At 64.6% G+C, this 18,435-nt stretch carries 13 protein-coding genes and 1 pseudogene; 6 read left to right on the top strand and 8 right to left on the bottom strand.

All coding sequences use genetic code 11. The features are described 5' to 3' along the window. Positions 1 to 116, top strand: a pseudogene (locus tag O7B34_RS29220) (IS630 family transposase); the annotation flags it as partial. Positions 117 to 189: 73 nt separating this feature from the next. On the opposite strand, the gene O7B34_RS29215 reads toward O7B34_RS29220, so the two are convergent. The 3 genes from O7B34_RS29215 to O7B34_RS29205 form a co-directional block, all read right to left on the bottom strand. Continuing rightward, positions 190 to 516, bottom strand: a complete 327-nt coding sequence (locus O7B34_RS29215) for a hypothetical protein (RefSeq protein WP_027145156.1) — start codon at positions 514 to 516, stop codon at positions 190 to 192. A 194-nt stretch (positions 517 to 710) separates the two neighbouring features. Further along, positions 711 to 2,531, bottom strand: a complete 1,821-nt coding sequence (locus O7B34_RS29210; protein WP_337149269.1) for an aromatic amino acid ammonia-lyase — start codon at positions 2,529 to 2,531, stop codon at positions 711 to 713. 140 nt (positions 2,532 to 2,671) lie between these two features. Beyond that, positions 2,672 to 3,235 (bottom strand): peroxidase-related enzyme, encoded by a 564-nt coding sequence (locus O7B34_RS29205; protein ID WP_337149267.1) that lies wholly within the window; start codon positions 3,233 to 3,235, stop codon positions 2,672 to 2,674. 137 nt (positions 3,236 to 3,372) lie between these two features. Here O7B34_RS29205 and O7B34_RS29200 point away from each other — a divergent pair, with 137 nt between their 5' ends. Both O7B34_RS29200 and O7B34_RS29195 read left to right on the top strand, forming a co-directional pair. Beyond that, the gene (locus O7B34_RS29200; RefSeq protein ID WP_337149265.1) at positions 3,373 to 8,184 is read left to right on the top strand and encodes an NAD-glutamate dehydrogenase; all 4,812 of its coding nucleotides are present in this window, start codon (positions 3,373 to 3,375) and stop codon (positions 8,182 to 8,184) included. A gap of 85 nt (positions 8,185 to 8,269) precedes the next feature. Then, the gene (locus tag O7B34_RS29195) at positions 8,270 to 9,646 is read left to right on the top strand and encodes an MFS transporter (RefSeq protein ID WP_337149263.1); all 1,377 of its coding nucleotides are present in this window, start codon (positions 8,270 to 8,272) and stop codon (positions 9,644 to 9,646) included. Positions 9,647 to 9,694: 48 nt separating this feature from the next. Here the strand turns inward: O7B34_RS29195 and purH are convergent, their stop codons facing one another. Next, the gene (gene purH, locus O7B34_RS29190) at positions 9,695 to 11,311 is read right to left on the bottom strand and encodes a bifunctional phosphoribosylaminoimidazolecarboxamide formyltransferase/IMP cyclohydrolase (protein ID WP_337149262.1); all 1,617 of its coding nucleotides are present in this window, start codon (positions 11,309 to 11,311) and stop codon (positions 9,695 to 9,697) included. Between the two features lie 149 nt (positions 11,312 to 11,460). Here purH and O7B34_RS29185 point away from each other — a divergent pair, with 149 nt between their 5' ends. Then, the gene (locus O7B34_RS29185) at positions 11,461 to 11,769 is read left to right on the top strand and encodes a putative quinol monooxygenase (RefSeq protein ID WP_337149261.1); all 309 of its coding nucleotides are present in this window, start codon (positions 11,461 to 11,463) and stop codon (positions 11,767 to 11,769) included. Positions 11,770 to 11,790: 21 nt separating this feature from the next. Here O7B34_RS29185 and O7B34_RS29180 read toward each other — a convergent pair whose 3' ends face one another. The 3 genes from O7B34_RS29180 to htpX form a co-directional block, all read right to left on the bottom strand. Beyond that, positions 11,791 to 13,515 (bottom strand): heparinase II/III family protein, encoded by a 1,725-nt coding sequence (locus tag O7B34_RS29180; RefSeq protein WP_337149260.1) that lies wholly within the window; start codon positions 13,513 to 13,515, stop codon positions 11,791 to 11,793. A 140-nt stretch (positions 13,516 to 13,655) separates the two neighbouring features. Next, on the bottom strand, positions 13,656 to 15,047 hold the full coding sequence (locus O7B34_RS29175) for an RsmB/NOP family class I SAM-dependent RNA methyltransferase (RefSeq protein ID WP_337149259.1): 1,392 nt from the start codon (positions 15,045 to 15,047) through the stop codon (positions 13,656 to 13,658). Further along, on the bottom strand, positions 15,044 to 16,063 hold the full coding sequence (htpX, locus tag O7B34_RS29170; protein ID WP_337149258.1) for a zinc metalloprotease HtpX: 1,020 nt from the start codon (positions 16,061 to 16,063) through the stop codon (positions 15,044 to 15,046). The genes O7B34_RS29175 and htpX overlap by 4 nt, the downstream gene beginning before the upstream one ends. A 105-nt stretch (positions 16,064 to 16,168) precedes the next feature. Between htpX and O7B34_RS29165 the strand changes: the two genes are divergently transcribed. After that, a complete protein-coding gene (locus O7B34_RS29165) occupies positions 16,169 to 16,390 on the top strand; it encodes a DUF1674 domain-containing protein (protein ID WP_027145146.1) in 222 nt (73 codons plus the stop codon). Positions 16,391 to 16,541: 151 nt separating this feature from the next. On the opposite strand, the gene O7B34_RS29160 is transcribed toward O7B34_RS29165, so the two are convergent. Continuing rightward, positions 16,542 to 17,207 (bottom strand): HAD-IA family hydrolase, encoded by a 666-nt coding sequence (locus O7B34_RS29160; protein ID WP_337149257.1) that lies wholly within the window; start codon positions 17,205 to 17,207, stop codon positions 16,542 to 16,544. 170 nt (positions 17,208 to 17,377) lie between these two features. Between O7B34_RS29160 and O7B34_RS29155 the strand changes: the two genes are divergently transcribed. Then, positions 17,378 to 18,247: a transglutaminase-like domain-containing protein gene (locus tag O7B34_RS29155; protein ID WP_337142393.1), complete on the top strand. Its 870-nt coding sequence runs from the start codon at positions 17,378 to 17,380 to the stop codon at positions 18,245 to 18,247. Positions 18,248 to 18,435: the final 188 nt, after the last annotated feature.

Here is an 18,435-nt window from a genome sequence, read left to right as displayed (position 1 = left end):
AGAAACGCACCGTCGAGGACACGTGGCGCCACATCGGACATCTCGTCGAAACCATCGAGGCAGCCGAATGTAAGAACTACTTCGAAAACGCAGGATACGCTTCCGTCAAAACGTGAAAGGCTCTAGGGAAAGCGCTACGCGCTTTTCCGGGGAAAACCGCTTCACACCTTTCCTGGAATTGCTCAGGCGTCAGCCCATCATGTTGATGATCGGCGCGATCTCGACGTTGCAGTTCGGCTCCATCAGGATCGGACACTCCCTGGCCTTGCTGGCAGCGTCATCGATGTCCTTCGCCTCGATGATCGAATAGCCGCCGGTCGGGTTGCTGCCGCCATTGTTCTCGACCTTGCCGCCGGGCAGCACCGTCTTCGACATGCCGACAGGATTGCCGCGCTCGACCACGGCCGAGCCGAGTTTTCCGAACCAGCCTGTCCAGGCGTCGGTCATTGCTTTGCGGTCCGCTTCGTTCGCCGGCATCTTGCCCGAGCCATGATAGATGTAGAGAAACTTTGCCATGCTCTCCTCCCTGATCAGCGGCATCGAACCGACATGCGGTCATGCCGCCTGCCGATCATCGGACCAAAATGACCAGCAGGCAATGAAAATTCGCCAGCGCTAATATTCGTCTCCGTGAGGTGATCGCCATATGCTACTGGACCGTCCTGAAGGTGGGCATCGGTTCCTGGATACCCGCCTTGCGGCGGCTTTCATCACTTGGGCAGAACGCCGGCCGTCGGAAAGGCGGCACTCTTCGGCGCCTGCGGTCCGCCGGGATAGAATTTCGAGGCGGGGTTCTCCTGCATGAAATCATAGGCGACCATGCCGAGCGGCCGCTTTTGCCGTTCCGATGCCGCCTGATGCCAGGGGATCACCTGGCGCAGCGCCTCGAGTGCCGCGGTTGGCGCCTCACCGAATTTCCGCTGCGGGTTCTGCGCCTTGCGGATTTCCATCCAATAGCTTGCCGTCAACAGGTCCTGCGCCAGCAGGTGAAACGACACGTCGACCGCCTGGCGGGCGCGTTGCGTCTTGATGCGGGTCTGCGCTTCGAGGTCCTCGACGGTGGCGACGATGGCCTGGCCATTCGGCGTCACCGGCGTGCCGAGGTCGGCCAGTTCCTGCCAAAGATCGGTCGGCAGATAGCCGTCGAAGGTCGGGATATCGTTACGCTCTTCGGGCTTCAGCACATCGGCCGGCTTGACCACGGTGAAGAAGGGATTGCGGAAGCGCTCGATGCGCTGCGCCACCGCGACGCCAAGGTTGGTGAGAGAGATGGTGAAAGCCTCGACCTGATTGGCCATGGGATAAGGATCCCAGTTGGCGTTGGAGAAGATATAGCCGGACTTGCCGTTACTCAGCGGCCCGCCCTTGATGTAATATTTCATGAATTGCGGTGTGCTCAGCTCCGGCGAGCTCTGCGGCGTCAGGCCCGGCAGCACGGCCGGATTGTGATCCGACGAGTTGATGGAGAGCAGCACGGATTGGCGCAGATCCGCCCAGGCCTGCCAGACCGAGCCCTGGCGCTGGCTGGAGGCGCGCATGCTTTCCGGGTCCTGGATGATGCGGGCCGCATCCTCATCGAAGAGATAGCTACCCTTGATCATGTCCATGATCCTCGCCGCATCCCATGTCAGCCACGGGTAAGGCCGCATCGATTGCACCGGGACCGATATTGGCGTCACGCTGGAATTCATGCCGTTCAGCCCCATGGCGTAGCTGAGGTCGGTCCATTCCAGCAGTTTTCGCGCGTCCTCCAGCAAAAGCACCGCCTGTGCCTGCGCGTAGGCATTGCTGCTGATCAGCGCGGCCTGATCGGCGGCGAACGGTTCGAGCGGCTTCAGGCCGGCCTGCGAAAGGGCCTGCGCGGCCGGCATGCGAACGCCGTTGAGGTAGGCCTCGCCTTCGCCGACCATGGCCGCGCCGATATTGCCGAGTGTCGCGAGGTCACCTTCGCCGAGCGTGCCGCGCGATTGCACGACCGGCGTCACCCGCTTGTTCAGCATGTCGAGGAGCATATGCGTCAGCTGCGGGCTGGCGGCTTCGTAGGACATGGTGTTGGCGCGGATCGCCATGATCGCGCGCACAAGCGCCTCCTCCTGCAGCTCCGGCCCGTAGCCTCTGTTGACCCCGCCCTTGAAGCGGGCGAGCTGCTGATCCTTGAGGAGCTTGCTGTTTTCCGGCGTCGTCGGGTCGCCGGAGAAGATCACCGTTTCGCGCTGGTCGCCGGCGCCACGGTTGAACCAGTAGATCGTGATACCTTCGGCGGCACCCTCGAGCAGCAGGCCGTAGGCATCCGCCGAGCGCTGCAGCGCTTCCGGGCTGAGCTCGACCTTGGCACCGTTGCGGGCGATGTCGATGACCTGGTCGATGGTCAGGTCGTGGCCGGTCAACGTTACTGTCCTGGCCGCCGCCGTCTCGAAAATGGGCTGGTAGGCTGTCGCCGCCTCGAATGCATGGGCGGGTGGGGATGCGAGCGCCAGCGTCATGGTCAGGGCGCAGAGAACAATCGTGGGTTTGGCAATTCGGTCAAGCATAAAGGCTCCCATTCTCGAAGCGTTAGCCTCGGGCACGAAGTTTCACCCCTCGGAAAGTTTGTTTCCCGGAAACCTAGCCGGCAGTGTCTGCCTGTCAACGCTTGATGAGAACCAGGACCGATGGTGGAGCGCGCGTGGCCCTATCGCGCCATGACGTGATATTCGTCGTTCGGCCGCATGTCGATCGCGGCCGCGACACGATTCGACATGTTGAAAAAGGCCGCGGTCGAGGCGATGTCCCAGATGTCGCGATCGCTGAAGCCGGCCTGGCGTAGCGCCGCGCGGTCGGCCTCGACGATCCTGGCCGGCTCTTGCGTCAGCTTGACGGCGAATTCGAGCATCGCCGTTTGCTTCGGGGAAAGGTCGGCGGCGCGGAAATTCATCACCATCATCTCGCCGAGCAAGGGATCGCCGGAGAGCTGACGCACCGCAGCGCCATGCGCGGTCAGGCAATAGTAGCAGTGGTTGATGGAGGAGACGGCGACAGCGATCATCTCGCGTTCCAGCTTCGACAGGCCGGATTCGCCCAGCATCAGGTCGTTATACATGTCGGTGAAGGCGCGCAGCTTCTTGTCGTCGAAGGCATAGGCCCTGAGCACGTTTGGGACGAGGCCGAGCTTTTCCTCGCATTTGGCGAAATAGGCTTTTGTCGGCTCGCTCAGCTCTCCCGAGGCCAGGTCAAGCGCGGTGATTTTGCCGGTCATGGATCATTTCTCCTCGTCAGGCGATGCCTCGCCGCCGAATTCCGACAATTCTTGGCAAGCCGTCAAACCTTTGTCGCCAAACAGCGGTCATCTGCTACCATAGTCGCAAAAGCATGCGACGGGAGGGAAGAAGCGTCATGGCCAGTGTGAAGTCCGCAGCCAAGTCGAAGAAGAAGGCACCTGCGGCGAAGATCGAGGACAGACCAGCCAGGCTTGCCGATTACCTGCTCGCCCGCGCGCCGGCGGAGGATATCGCCGCCTATGACGTGACGGACCTCGAACGTGCCGCCGATCTCGCCGGCCAGGCGGTCGCCGTTCACAAAAAGAGTGAGTGCGTCGTCGCCGTCGAAGCCGATTCGGGCGTCGTTCGCGAAGGCCGCCCGGTAACCGTCATCACGGTCGTCAACGACAACATGCCGTTCCTGTTCGATTCCATCCTCGGCGAGGTCACAGAGACATCAGGTGAACCGACCCTGGTCACCCATCCGGTGATCGCGGTTCGCCATGGCAAGACGGGTGTGGACGAAATCCTCGGCGACGGCAATTTCGCCAGGGATGACGGAAGCCATGACCGGCTGAGCGTGATCCATGTCCACATTCCCCGGCTGACGCCGGAACAGGCAAATGGCTTGACCGAGCGGCTGCGCAAGATGCTTGGACAGGTCCACGCCGCGGTCAACGACTGGCGGCCGATGCTGGCCCGGCTCGATCAGGCAATCTCCGAATTCCGCTATTCGGCGGTGCCGCTCGACAAGAAGAGCGTCGCCGAGGCCATCGCCTTCCTGGAGTGGCTGCGCGACGACAACTTCACCTTCCTCGGCATGCGTGAATTCAAATACACCGGCGGCGAGGAAAGCGGCAATCTGGAACGCGCCGAAAAGCCCGGCCTCGGCATCCTGACCGACCCGGACGTGCTGGTGCTGAGGCGCGGGACCGAGGCGGTGACGACGACGCCGGAAATCCGTGCTTTCCTGCACGGACCGGAGCCGCTGATCGTCACCAAGGCCAATGCCAAGTCGCTGGTGCATCGGCGCATCTATCTCGACTACATCGGCGTCAAGACCTACACCGCCAAGGGCGCGTTGGCGGGCGAACTGCGCATCGTCGGCCTGTTCACCTCGACCGCCTATACGCGGTCGGTGATGAAGATCCCGTATCTCAGGTCGAAGGCCGAAACCATCATCGCCAAGTCCGGGTTCGACCGCCATGACCACTCCGGCAAGGCGCTGATCAACGTGCTGGAAAGCTACCCGCGCGACGAGCTGTTCCAGGTGCCGGTGCCGATCCTGCGCAAGCATGCCGCTGCCATTCTCGGCCTGGTCGAACGGCCGCGCGTGCGAGCGCTGGTGCGCGCCGACCAGTTCGACCGCTTCGTCTCGATCCTCGTCTTCGTGCCGCGCGACCGCTACGACAGCGTCGTGCGCGAGAAGATCGGCGCCTATCTGAAAACCGTGTTCGAGGGCCGGCTGTCGGCCTACTACCCGGCCTTTCCCGAGGGCGGGCTGGCGCGCGTTCACTTCATCATCGGCCGCTCCGGCGGCAAGACGCCGAAGGTCGAGCAGGCGACGATAGAGGCGGCGATCCGCGACATCGTGCGCACCTGGGAAGATGCGCTTGCCGATGCGGCCGAAGCCAGCGGCAGCGACCCGGCGTTGAAAGCTATCGCCGCGCGGCTGCCGGAGAGCTACCGGGATACGTTCAGCGCGGCGGTGGCGCTGGCCGACGCCGGACGTATCGCCAAGATCAGCGCCGGCAATCCGATCGCTATCGACTATTACCGCCATGCCGAGCAGAAGCCGCACCAGGCCGCGCTGAAGATCTATCACCATGGCAGCCCGGTGGCGTTGTCGCGGCGCGTTCCGGTGCTGGAGAACATCGGCTTCCGTGTCATCAGCGAGCGGACTTTCGAAGTCGGCGACGAAGCCTCCGGCATGATCAATAGTGATCAGCCTGGGATGGTCTTCATCCACGACATGGAGCTGGAGAACAGCTACGGCAAGCCGATCGACCTCGCCGACGGCGGCGCGCTGTTCGAGGACGCTTTCCTGTCGGTATGGCGCGGCGATGTCGATAATGATGGCTATAATGGCCTTGCCCAGACCGCCGGCCTGTGGTCGGGCGAGATCACGATCCTGCGCGCCTATGGCCGCTATTTGCAGCAGGTCGGCATTCCGCAGAGCCAGGATTTCATTGCCGCGGCGCTCAACCGCTATCCCGAGATCGCGCGCGGCCTGCATGACCTATTCATCGCGCGGCTCGGCCCGACGGCGGAAACGGAAGGCGTGGTGGCGGCCAAGCACCTCAAGGCCAAGATCAGGGATGCGCTGGAAGATGTGCCCAACATCGACGACGACACCATCATCCGCCGCTATTTAAATCTGATCGAAGCCTCGCTACGCACCAATCATTTCGTTGCCGATACGAACGAGAAAGGCCAATCGCTGGCGATCAAGCTCGAATCGCAAGCGGTCGAGGGATTGCCGGCCCCGCGGCCATGGCGGGAAATCTTCGTCTACGGCTCCGAGGTCGAAGGCCTCCATCTGCGCTTCGGCCCGGTGGCGCGTGGCGGCCTGCGCTGGTCGGACCGCGCCCAGGACTACCGCACCGAAGTGCTCGGCCTGGTCAAGGCGCAACAGGTCAAGAATGCCGTCATCGTGCCTGTCGGCGCCAAGGGCGGCTTCTATCCCAAGAAGCTGCCGATGAGCGCCGGCCGCGACGCCATTTTCGAGGCCGGCACCTCGGCTTACAAGAACTTTGTCTCCAGCCTGCTGTCGATCACCGACAATATCGGTCTGGACGGCGTCATTCCGCCGGCCGGCGTGGTGCGCCGCGACCAGGACGATCCTTATTTCGTCGTCGCCGCCGACAAGGGCACGGCGACCTTCTCCGACACCGCCAACGCCATCTCGGAGAAGCACGGCTTCTGGCTCGACGATGCCTTCGCCAGCGGCGGTTCGGCCGGCTACGACCACAAGAAGATGGGCATCACCGCCAAAGGCGCCTGGGAAGCGGTCAAGCGGCATTTCCGCGAGATGAACCGCGATGTCCAAACCTCGCCGTTCTCTGTTGTCGGTGTCGGTGACATGTCGGGCGACGTGTTCGGCAACGGCATGCTGTTGTCGCCGAAAACGCGGCTGATCGCCGCCTTCGACCATCGCGACATCTTCATCGATCCGGATCCTGACATGGCGGCCTCGATGGCCGAGCGCGAGCGTATGTTCGCGTTGCCGCGTTCGAGCTGGCAGGATTATGACAAGACCAAGCTGTCGGAAGGCGGGGTCATCGTCTCGCGCAGCCAGAAGTCGATCACCTTGCCGGTGGCCGCGGCGGTCGCGATCGGCCTCGCCAAGACGACCGCCACGCCGGTCGAGATCATGACCGCCATCCTCAAGGCGCCGGTCGACCTGTTGTGGTTCGGCGGCATCGGCACGTATCTCAGGGCGTCGACCGAAACCAATGCCGAGGTTGGCGACCGCGCCAACGATGCCGTGCGCATCACGGCGCTCGACGTGCGCGCCAAGGTGATCGGCGAGGGCGCCAATCTGGGTGTGACGCAGCGCGCACGCATCGAGTTCGGCATGAGTGGCGGCCGCTGCAATTCCGACGCCATCGACAATTCGGGCGGCGTCAACTGCTCCGACGTCGAGGTCAACATCAAGATCGCGCTGGCGTCCGCCATGCGCAAGGGATCGCTGACGCGTCCGGCGCGCAACAAGCTGCTGGCCGAGATGACCGACGAGGTCGGCGGCTTGGTGCTGTCCAACAACTACCAGCAGACGCTGGCGCTTTCGATCGCCCGCAAGCGCGGTCTCGCCGACATCGCGCATCAAAGCCGCTTCATGACGGCGCTGGAAGCGCGCGGCCTGCTCGATCGTGTGGTCGAGACGTTGCCGTCGCCGCTGGCCCTTGCCGAGCGCGAGGCACGCGGCGAGCCGCTGACCCGGGCCGAGCTTGGCGTTCTGCTCGCCTATGCCAAGATCGTGCTGTTTTCCGACATCGTCGCCAGCGACGTGCCGGACGATGCGCATTTCGACCGCGACCTGATGGGCTATTTCCCGGACCGGATGGCGAAGAAATACGCTTCCGAGATCCACGGTCATCGGCTGCGCCGCGAGATCATCGCCCGTGTCGTGGCCAACGACCTGGTCAATCGCGGAGGGCCGTCCTTCGTCAACCGGCTGCAGGAAGCGACGGGGCGCACCGCCGCCGATGTGGTGCGCACCTTCGCCGTGGTGCGCGATGGCTTTGCGCTGCCGGCGCTCTATCGCGAGATCGACGCGCTCGACAACCAGATCGACGGCCAGGTGCAGCTCGATCTCTATCAGATGGTGAGCCGGCTCATCTATATGAGCAGCGGCTGGTATCTGAAGAACGATGCCGGCACAGCACCGCTCGGCCAGCGCATCGCCGAACTGCAGGATGCGCGCAAGGCGCTGGAGCCCAAACTGGTATCGCTGCTGCCGGCTTTTTCCCGCGAGCGGATCGAGGAGAAGCGGCACGGGCTGTTCAAGGCTGGCGCCCCGGAGAAGCTGGCCGAGCAGCTGGCGATGAGCGAGGCAGCGGAGCTCATCCCCGACATCGCGCTGACGGCGCGCACCGCCGGTGCCGATATCGTCGCGGCCGCCAGGGCGTTCTTCGCCGTCAGCGATGCCTTCCGCATCCCGCGCGTCGAGGATGCGGCGCGCTCGATCACGCCTTCGGACTATTATGATCAACTCGCTCTGTCCCGCGCCACCGACACGATCGGCGCGGCACGGCGCGGCATCGCGGTCGCCGCCCTCACCGGCCAGTCCAAGGCGGCCGATCCGGTGGCGGCCTGGCTCGAAGCCGGCGGCGAGCGGGTGGCGCGCATCCGCGATCGGCTACAGGCGCTGACGGAAGGCGGCGACATCACCGTGTCGCGGCTGTCGGTTGCGTCGGGCCTGATAAGCGATCTGACGGGAATGTGAGCCAGCGCTTGTCCATTTGCATGAACATTCGAAACATGCAGACATGGCGCCCGAAATGGGCGGAGCGGGTGCCGGGGGAATCATTATGGCGGTAGACACAGTGCAGCGCGCGTCCGGGCGCGGCATCTGGGGGTGGATGTTCTTCGACTGGGCGGCGCAGCCCTTCTTCACGGTCGTCACCACCTTCATTTTCGGCCCCTATTTCGTTTCGCGCATGGCGGGCGATCCCACCACCGGCCAAGCCGTCTGGGGCTATGGCATCGCCGCTGCAGGGCTGGTCATCGCGGTGCTGTCGCCGATCCTCGGTTCGATCGCCGACCAGACCGGACCGCGCAAGCCATGGATCGCCTTCTTCGCCGCGATCAAGGTCACCAGTCTCACCTTGCTCTGGTTCGCCGCGCCCGGCTCGAACCTGTTCCTGATCGTGGCGCTGTTCTCGCTGGCGTCGGTGGCGGCGGAGTTTTCCACCGTCTTCAACGATTCCATGATGCCGCGCCTGGTGCCGAAGAGCGAGATCGGCCGCATCTCCAACGTGGCCTGGGGCCTCGGTTATCTCGGTGGCATGATCGCACTGATCTTCGTCGTCACCTGCCTGGCCGGCTCGCCGGAAACCGGCAAGACGATCATCGGCATCACCCCATTGTTCGGTCTTGACCCCAAGCTGGGCGAGGATGCCCGCGCCACCGGGCCGCTGTCGGCCGGTTGGTATTTCCTGTTCATCCTGCCGATGTTCTTCTTCACGCCCGACGCCATCAAGGGCATCGCGATCGGGCCGGCGGTGCGCGAAGGCCTGTCGGAGCTGAAATCGACGCTGGCCGAGGTGCGCAAGCGTGGCGGCATCTTCCGCTTCCTCGTCGCCCGCATGATCTACCAGGATGGCGTCAATGCGCTGCTGGCGCTGGGCGGCACCTTCGCGGCGGGCATGTTCCAATGGTCTATCACCGAGATCGGCATGTTCGGCATCATCCTCAACGTCGTCGCCATCTTCGGTTGCTGGATCGCGGCGCGGCTCGACACCGGCCTAGGTTCCAAGGCGGTGGTGATGATTTCGCTGGTCATGCTGTCCATCGCCACCATCGGCGTCGTCTCGACCGGGCCGGGCTTCACGCTGCTTGGCCTGATCCAGCTTTCGACCGCCGACTCGGGAGGCCTGTTCGGCACGGCGGCCGAAAAGGCCTACATCATGTACGGCCTGCTGATCGGCCTGGCTTTCGGGCCGGTGCAGGCGTCGTCGCGCTCCTACATGGCGCGCAGCGTGACCGCAGCCGAATCCGGCCGCTATTTCGGCATCTATGCGCTGGCCGGGCGGGCAACCAGTTTCCTGGCGCCGTTCATGGTGGCGACGATTACCGCCACCAGCGGCTCGGCGCGGCTCGGCATGGCGGCGATTATCCTGTTCCTGGCCATTGGCATGGCGATCCTGGTTCGCACACCGTATCCGGCGGATCGGCCAGTTGAATAGCAGCGCCTCTTCCTTCTCCCACAACAAGGGGAGAAGGGAAGAAGCTCCTCAATGCCGGAAATGCCGCACGCCTGTGAACACCATGGCGATGCCGTGTTCGTCGGCGGCGGCGATGACGTCGTCGTCGCGCATCGAACCGCCCGGCTGGATCACGGCGGTGGCACCGGCTTCGATGGCCGACAGCAGGCCGTCGGCGAAGGGGAAGAAGGCGTCCGAAGCGACCACCGAGCCCTTGGTCAAAGGCTCCGCCATGCCTGCCGTCTCCGCCGCGTCGACCGCCTTGCGCGCGGCGATGCGTGAGGAATCGACCCGGCTCATCTGGCCGGCGCCAATGCCGACGGTGGCACCGTCCTTGGCATAGACGATAGCGTTCGACTTGACGTGCTTGGCGACGCGGAAGGCGAATTTCAGATCGGCCATTTCGCTGGGCGTCGGCGCGCGCTTCGTCACCACCTTCAATTCGAGGTCGTCGACCACGGCGTTGTCGCGGCCCTGGACGAGCAGGCCACCGGAAACCGACTTGACCGTCGTGCCTGCCGTGCGCGGGTCGGGCAGGCCGCTGGTGACCAGCAGGCGCAAATTCTTCTTGGCAGCTATGATTGCCGCGGCCTCGTCGGTGGCGTCGGGGGCGATGATCACCTCGGTGAAGGTTTTCACGATTTCCTCGGCCGCCTCGGCGTCAAGGGTGCGGTTCAAGGCGACGATGCCGCCGAAGGCCGAGATCGGGTCGCAGGCGAGCGCCTTGGCGTAGGCCGCTTTCAGCGACGTACCTTCGGCCACGCCGCACGGATTGGCGTGCTTGATGATGGCGACGGCGGCCGAGCGGTTCGGATCGAACTCGCCGGCCAGTTCGAAGGCGGCATCGGTGTCGTTGATGTTGTTGTAGGATAGCTGCTTGCCCTGCAGCTGCCGCGCCGTGGCGACGCCTGGCCGCTTGTCGCCATTGACGTAGAAGCCGGCATCCTGATGCGGGTTTTCGCCGTAGCGCATGACCTCGGCAAGCCTGCCGCCGAAGGCGCGCCAGGTCGGATGCTCGATCTCCAGCGCCTCGGCGAACCAGCCCGAGATCGCCGCGTCATAGGTGGCGGTGCGGGCGAAGGCCTTGGCCGCCAGCTTCTTGCGGAAATCCAGCGACAGCGAGCCGATGTTCATCTCCAGCGCGTTGAGCACCGCGGCGTAGTCGCCGGGATCGGTGACAATGGCGACATAGGCATGGTTCTTGGCCGAGGCGCGGATCATCGCCGGGCCGCCAATGTCGATATTCTCGACGATCGCCGCGTACTCGGCGCTGGAGCGGCGGACTTCCTCGAACGGATAAAGGTTGGAGACGACAAGATCGATCGGCTCGATGCCGTATTTGCGCATCGCCAATGCATGCTCGGGATCGTCGCGCACGCCAAGCAGCGCGCCGTGCACGGACGGGTGCAGCGTCTTGACGCGGCCGTCCATGATCTCGGGAAAACCGGTGAGCTCGGAGACATCGCGCACCGCCATGCCGGCTTCGGCGATCGCTTTTGCCGTGCCGCCGGTGGAGACGAGCTCGACACCGGCCGCGGCCAGTGCCCTGGCGAAATCGATCAGCCCGGTCTTGTCGAAGACGGAGAGCAAGGCACGGCGGACGGGAACGAGGTCCGGGACGGGAATATTCTTGGCGGCGACGGCCATTGGCTGGCGGCCTTTCACGGCTGGTGTGATGGATGCCCGCGCCGTAGCATATGAGGCCCGGAAATCAAGCGTCGCGCGTCATTCGGCGGTTTCATATGAAATTGAGGGCATCCAGTATAGGCTCATCTGCTCGCGATGGAGGAAAACCTATGGCATTCGTGCGTATTGGCCAGTTCATGGCGTTGCCAGACACGACGGAGCGGTTGCGGGAAGTCTACGAGGCCGAGGCGATCCCCGCCATCCGCGCTGCCGAGGGCAATATCAGCGCCGTGCTGCTGCAGCAGCACCAGGCGCGCGACACGTTCATGGCAATCACCGTTTGGAGCACGGCGGAGGATGCCGAGCGCTATGACCGAAGCGGCGAGGCGGCGGCGATGGTCGACAAGATCCGCTTCGCCTTCGCCGGCCCGCCATCGCTCAGCACCTATGACGCCTTCGGTATCCCGCGGCAGGCTTGAGCCGACTGGTTTGGCGGCGGGTCAGTTGTTTTCGGGATAACCGGCGATCTTTGTCCGCGTCAGCTGCCAATGGACTTCGGCAATTTCGGACGCCTTGAAGGCGAGCACGATCTGGCGGCTGCGGCGCGGCCCGCCCAGACCGGCGAAATAGATCGATTCCTCAACTTCGGGCACCACTTCGTCCGAGGTGAACACCCAGGTGTCGGCTTGGTCGGCGGTCAGCACCAGCCGCTCCTGTTCGTCCTGCAGCAGATTGATGTCCGGATGGACGTGAAAGCGCACGGTGATGAAATCGCGGCCGCTGTTGCGGATCGCGGCGTTGCCGGGCCGCTGGAACCGGTCCCGGCCCGCCAGCACATTGCCGTCCGAAGAGAGTTTCAGCTCGCGCTCGTGCAGGAAGCCGAAACGCTGCAGATAGCCGTCATGGCGGGCGATGAAGCCGTGGACGCCCTTCTGGTCGATCCGCTTGCACTGCACTTGCTGCGGGCCGCCGATCAATGGTGAACCCAACTGGTCGTTGACCCGCAGCGCGTGGGTGAAACGCGCCGAAGACGTGTCGTTGATGGTGGCTGTCGAATGCGCTGCGGTAGCGCGGGCCAGTGGCCGGAACTCGGCGGCGCCGTAGGTGTCGATGCCGGCATTGACGATATAGTGCTGGCGGCCCGACGACAGTTCGAACGCGAGGCAGCCGGCATGGGCCGCATTGGACACGTCGACCGGCGGCGGCAGGCCGGTATCGGCGATCACGGTGGTGCCGCCGATTGCCAGCCGTTCATAGCCCGAATGCGGCGCATGCAGCAGCGGGGAGCCGGCGGTGTCGTCATGGCGCAGGATGGTGGCGATGCGGTCATGGATTGTGGCGCCCATGCCGTTGAAGCGGGCGAGGCTGCCATCCTGATGGCGGAAGAAGCGCAGCGCCGGCAGCATGCGGTCGATGGCGCCGATCAGCGCCTGCGGCGGCGCTTCGGCCTGGTTGGCGTAGGTCTGGCGCAGCGGCAGGAGGTCGGCGAGGATTTCCAGCACCGCCATTGGATTGCGCGAGATATGGCCGCCGTCGGCAAGGATCTGGCGATTGAGTTCCCCGGCAAGGTTGCGGGTGGCGCCGCGCAGCGCGGAAGCCGGCGCCGGCAGGGACAGTGCCGCGAAGGCCAGCGCGATACGGGCGCGCAGCCGGTCCTTGCCGTCGGGCATTTCGCGCGCCATCGACCTGAGATAGCGGATCTGCATGGCCAGCGATTTCAGGAAAGCGCGGTAAAAGGGGAACTCGGCGCCCTGCAGCACGACGGAAGAATGCTGCAGCCAGGCGATGATGCGTTTGGCCGTCGTGCCTGGCTCCCAGGCGATGCCTGAAATATGGTTGCCATGCATGGCGATCCAGTCGGAGACGAGCGCGCGGGCGTTTGCCGCGGCGAGCTCCGTGCCGGCGGCACGCATGTGGCGCAGCCAGCGGAAGCCATGCAGCGTCTTCTGCCACCCGTGATTGGGGACATTGATCTGGAAAGGGGATTTGCCGCCGGTCTCGACCAGATGGCCAGACAGGGGATAGCGGCCGTAATAGATCTCGAGTGCGATCTGCGGGTCGGCGAGGCGCAGGTCCGGCGGCGCGATCAGGACACGTTCGGGCGTGCGGCCGGAATAGCGCCAGCGATAGACCGGGCTGGCACGCAGGCGCCGGCGCGTCTTGCGCCAGAACTCCTTCGCGACCAGCGTCCACAGACGCGTCGTGTTGCTGGCAGCCAGTGCCAAAACCCCTCCTGATCGTCCTCTACCCCAAGCACAAGCTTATATGATTCAAGAACTTATGCGAAGGCGAATTCCATAGGACGGCGCCGGGTCCCCTGCTTTTGGACCGGTTCCTTCCTAAAAAAATCTGCAAATCCCAGTGCTTAGGCCGAGGTTCGACGCATGCGCGCGGCGAAGAAGCCGTCCAGCCCGGAGCGCTCCGGCGCGCCGAGGTCAAGATCGGCGGGCGTGGTGCGCAGTGTGCCTTGCGGCGTCAGGAACGAATCGATGCCGGCGATCTCGCCTTGCCGCAGCGGATCGTCAATGACCGCAGCCGTGTCCTTGAGAAAGGAACGATGCAGTTCTTCGCCTTCGAGCGGGTCGAGCGAACAATTGGAAAAGACGATCCGGCCGCCGGGCCTGACCAGCGTAACGGCGCGGGCGAGCAGCCTGCGTTGGAGGTCGGCGAGTTTTTCGACGTCCGCCGCCGTCTTGGTCCACGGCACGTCCGGATGTCGCCGCACCGTGCCCGTCGAGGAACATGGCGCATCGAGCAGCACGGCGTCGAACAATTCGCTGGGCTCGTATTTGAGCAGGTCGGCCTGGACGATGTCGGCGGAGAGGCCGAGGCGGTCGAGATTCTGCGCCAGCCGCGCCAAGCGGTTCTTCGAGGTGTCTACCGCTGTGACCCTGGCGCCAGCGAGAATGAGCTGCGCGGTCTTGCCGCCGGGCGCTGCGCAAAGGTCGGCGACGCGCAGGCCGGTGACATCGCCGAACAGCCGGGCGGGAAGGCTGGCCGCCGCATCCTGGACCCACCATGCCCCCGCCGCGAAGCCCGGCAATTCCGTGACGGCGCAGGCTAGCTTCTCCACCCGAACCGTTCCCGTGGGCAGGACAATGCCGCCGAGCTTTTCGGCCCAGAGTTCGGCATCGGCCTTGACCGAGAAATCGACCGGCGCCTCGTGGCGATGGGCAGCCAGGATCTGCCGGGCCTTCTCGGTGCCATAGGCGGCCTTCAGCCGGTCGGAAAACCATTTTGGCGCTTCGTCTGTGGCGGCAAGCGCGGCCGGAAGCTCGGCTTCCTTGGCTCGCGCCAGCGTGCGCAGCACGCCGTTGACCAGGCCGGAAAAGCGCTGCGTGCGGGGGTCGGACTTGGCGTGGGTCACGGCAAGGTCGACGGCGGCGCTGTCGGGGATGTCGAGGAACAGGATCTGCGCCGCCGCCACATGCAGTATGTGCGACAAGGCGGTCGCGTTGGGCGGCAGCGGTTTTTCCAGGCGCCGCGCCAGCAGTCCCGATATTGTCATGCGGTAGCGCAGCGCGGTGACCAATATGGCGCGCACCAGGCCACGGTCGCGCAAATCGAGTGCCCTGTATTGCGGGTGGCCGTTCTCGTGATCGGTCAGGCCGTCAAGCGGCGTGCGGGCGTCGATGACTGCGGCCAGCAGCCGCGCCGCAGCCTTCCGCGCGGGGAGGCCGGCAACGAACTCGCCGCCGGCATTGTGTTCCTGATCGCCTGAAACCGTGCGTCGAGGTGCTCTGCCCGCCACGCTCACGACCACCGGCCCTTGGGCCCCGTCGGGTTGCGACCCCACGGATTGGATTTCGGGCTGGCCGGTTCGGCCGGCTGCTCCGGTTCGGCCGGCTTGCCCCACGGTCCAGCCGCTTGCGGCTCGTCCGCTTGCGATGGCGTCGGTGCCTGGCGCTGCGCGGTTCGCGGAGCGCCATCGCCCATCTGCCGCGCCATTGCCTGCAGGGCGGCGATGCGGTTGTCGGTGCTCGGATGGGTGGAGAACAGACTGTCCATGCGCTCGCCATGCAGGGGGTTGATGATGAAGAGATGCGCCATCGCGGGATTGCGCTCGGCATCGGGGTTGGGAATGCGTTCGGCCCCGCGGGCGATCTTGTCAAGCGCGGAGGCCAGCCATAGCGGGTGTCCACAGATTTCGGCGCCGCGCCGGTCGGCCTCATATTCGCGGGTGCGGCTGACCGCCATCTGCACGATCATGGCCGCGAAGGGCGCGACGATCATCGCCGCCAGCACGCCGACAAAGCCGAACGGGTTGTTGTCGCGGTTGCCGCCAAGGAAAAAGGCGAAATTGCCGAGCATCGAGATGGCACCGGCAAAGGTGGCGACGATGGTCATGGTCAGCGTGTCGCGGTGCTGGACGTGGGCGAGCTCATGCGCCATCACGGCGGCGACCTCTTCATGGGTCAGCCGCTGCAGCAGGCCGGTGGAGGCGGCGACGGCCGCGTTCTGCGGATTGCGGCCGGTGGCAAAGGCATTCGGCTGCGGATTGTCGATCAGATAGGTTTTCGGCATCGGCAGCCCGGCCTGCTTGGCCAGCGCCTGGACAATGGCGTAATATTCCGGCGCGTTCTTCTCGTCGACCTCGACGGCGCGGTTCATCGACAGCACCATCTTGTCGGCGTTCCAGTAGCTGAACAAATTGGTGCCGGCAGCGACCAGCAGGGCGATCATCATGCCGCCCGAACCGCCGATCAGGAAGCCGACGCCCATGAACAGCGCAGTCATGGCGGCGAGAAGCATGGCGGTGCGAATGGTGTTCATCGTCTGCTCCTGTCCGGATGGTGGTGAAAAAGGGTCGATCCTCGTGACGTCATCGTTATATGATGGGAAACGCCTGTTCCTGTTTCAATCCGCTCGAGATATCGCATGAACGATGAAACCAGTAAAACGCCAGCCGGCACGGATGACGGCGAGCCGCCAAAAGAGCTGACGCCCGCCGCCCGCCGCGCGCTGCAGGAAGCCGAGGCAAGACGGCAAGACTACCGCCGCAAGGAAGCAGCACTGCCCCGGGAAATCGGCGGCCGCGGCGGCAAGGAACCCGGCCGCTATGGCGACTGGGAGGTCAAAGGCCTGACCAGCGACTTCTAGAGTGTGTTGATATTCAGGTGAGACTGCAAACGGAAGCTGCCTGCGCTTCCGTTGCTCCCGTAGCTCAGTACGCTCCGCTCCGGTTCTCGGCAGCTTCCGTTTTCGACTCGGCCTGACCTGAATCTCGGCACACTCCAGGCCGCGCTGCACTCTAAGCTGCGTTGCGCCGGGGCTCGAGCGCGACCCAGCCGCGTTCGTCGAAGGTGATGTCGATTTCGTCGTAACCGGCGATCGCGGCATGCTGTGTTGCCAGGGGATGCTGGTGCGTGGCGTTGATCACCATGACCGACGCTCCCGCCGCCTCCGCCGCCGCGATGCCAGCCGGGGCATCCTCGAACACCAGGCAGTCACGCGCGTCGAAGCCAAGGCGTCTTGCGCCGAGCTGGAAGCAGTCGGGCGCCGGCTTGCCACGGGAAACATCCTCCGCCGCGACGAGGACCCCAGGGACAGGAATGCCGGCGACCTTCATGCGTGCAAGCGCCAACGAGCGTGGCGCCGAGGTTACGATCGCCCAGCGCTCCGGCGGCAGCGCGTTGAGAAACGCCACGGCACCGGAGATCTGGAGGATGCCCTCGAGATCGTCGGCCTCGGCCTTCAGCAGTAGATCGGCTTCGTGTGTCGGGTCGACGCCCGGGAGTGCAAGGGCGGTGATGGTCTCGATCGCGCGCACGCCATGAATTGTCGGCAGGAAGGCCGCGACGTCGAGGCCGTGGCGCAGCGCCCAGTCGCCCCAGACCCGCTCCGCCGAGGCGATGGAATTGATGAGCGTGCCGTCCATGTCGAAGAGGAAGGCGGCGAATTTTTTGCCAGCAAACATGATTTTCCTTGAAGTCCGGGGGAGGGTGTCGAGGGAGGACGCAACCGTAACGCCAAGGTGCCGACATGGAAAGGCGCGAGCGCTTTTGGGTCGCGGTCCAGGGAACCACCGTCACCTTGCAACGTTTGAAACCGTACAATTCCCATCGCGCGAACCAGGGGACGACGCCCATGCTGATACGCCTCGGCTACGAGATCGCGATTGAATGCGCCGAGGCAACCCCGGTGATTTCTCTGCTCGAAATCCACAAGGACAGGCGGGCCGACATCAAGCGGCAGACACGCGTGCTCATCTCGCCATCGGTGCCGACCAGGCTCTATCACGACCTGCATGGCAATGCCTGCCGCCGTTTTACCGCGCCCGCCGGCGGCTTTCGCATCCTCTACGACGCGGTTGTCGAGGACAGTGGCGAGACGGACGAGGTCAACACGCTGGCCCGGGAAATGCCGGTCGCCGAGTTGCCCGACGAGGTGCTCTTCTATCTGCTGGGCAGCCGCTATTGCGAGACAGATCATCTGAGCAATCTCGCCTGGCAGCTTTTCGGCCATCTTCCGTCCGGTTGGGCGCGGGTGCAGGCGATTGTCGACTATGTCCACAACCGCCTGTCCTTCGGCTATGGCTATGCGCGTTCGACCCGCACCGCCGCGCAGGCGCACGAGGAACGCGTCGGAGTGTGCCGCGACTTCGCCCATCTGGCGATCACGCTTTGCCGGTGCATGAACATTCCGGCACGCTACGTGAACGGCTATCTCGGCGACATCGGCGTGCCGGCCGATCCGGCGCCGATGGATTTCTCGGCCTGGATGGAAGCGTTCCTCGACGGCAAGTGGTACACGTTCGATCCGCGCCATAACCGGCCCAGGGTTGGTCGGGTCGTCATCGCGCGCGGCCGCGACGCCACCGACGTTCCCTTGCTGCACAGTTTCGGCCCGCACCGGCTCACCTTGTTCAAGGTATGGACCTACGAACAGGAAGGCAGGCTGTTCAATCCACCCCACCGCGGTATCGACAGGACAGTCAGCGCGCAGGTGCTGGCCTAGCTCTCGGCGTCAGCCATTTTCGAGTCCGCCTGACCTGAATCTCAACGCGTTGGCTAATGCATGTCGCCCGGAAGTGTCCTCGGTTCCGGGACAACGACATGCATTAAATCAGAAGCCTACAGCAGGTCGGGCGCACCCATTCGCCGCGACATGCTGTAGGTTTGTGCCATGCCTCGCAACCCTGGGAC

Source organism: Mesorhizobium sp. Cs1299R1N3 (assembly GCF_037179625.1).
Lineage (GTDB): Bacteria > Pseudomonadota > Alphaproteobacteria > Rhizobiales > Rhizobiaceae > Mesorhizobium > Mesorhizobium salmacidum.
Note: the sequence above shows the minus strand (reverse complement) of the source record. Positions and strands in the feature narration are given on the sequence as shown.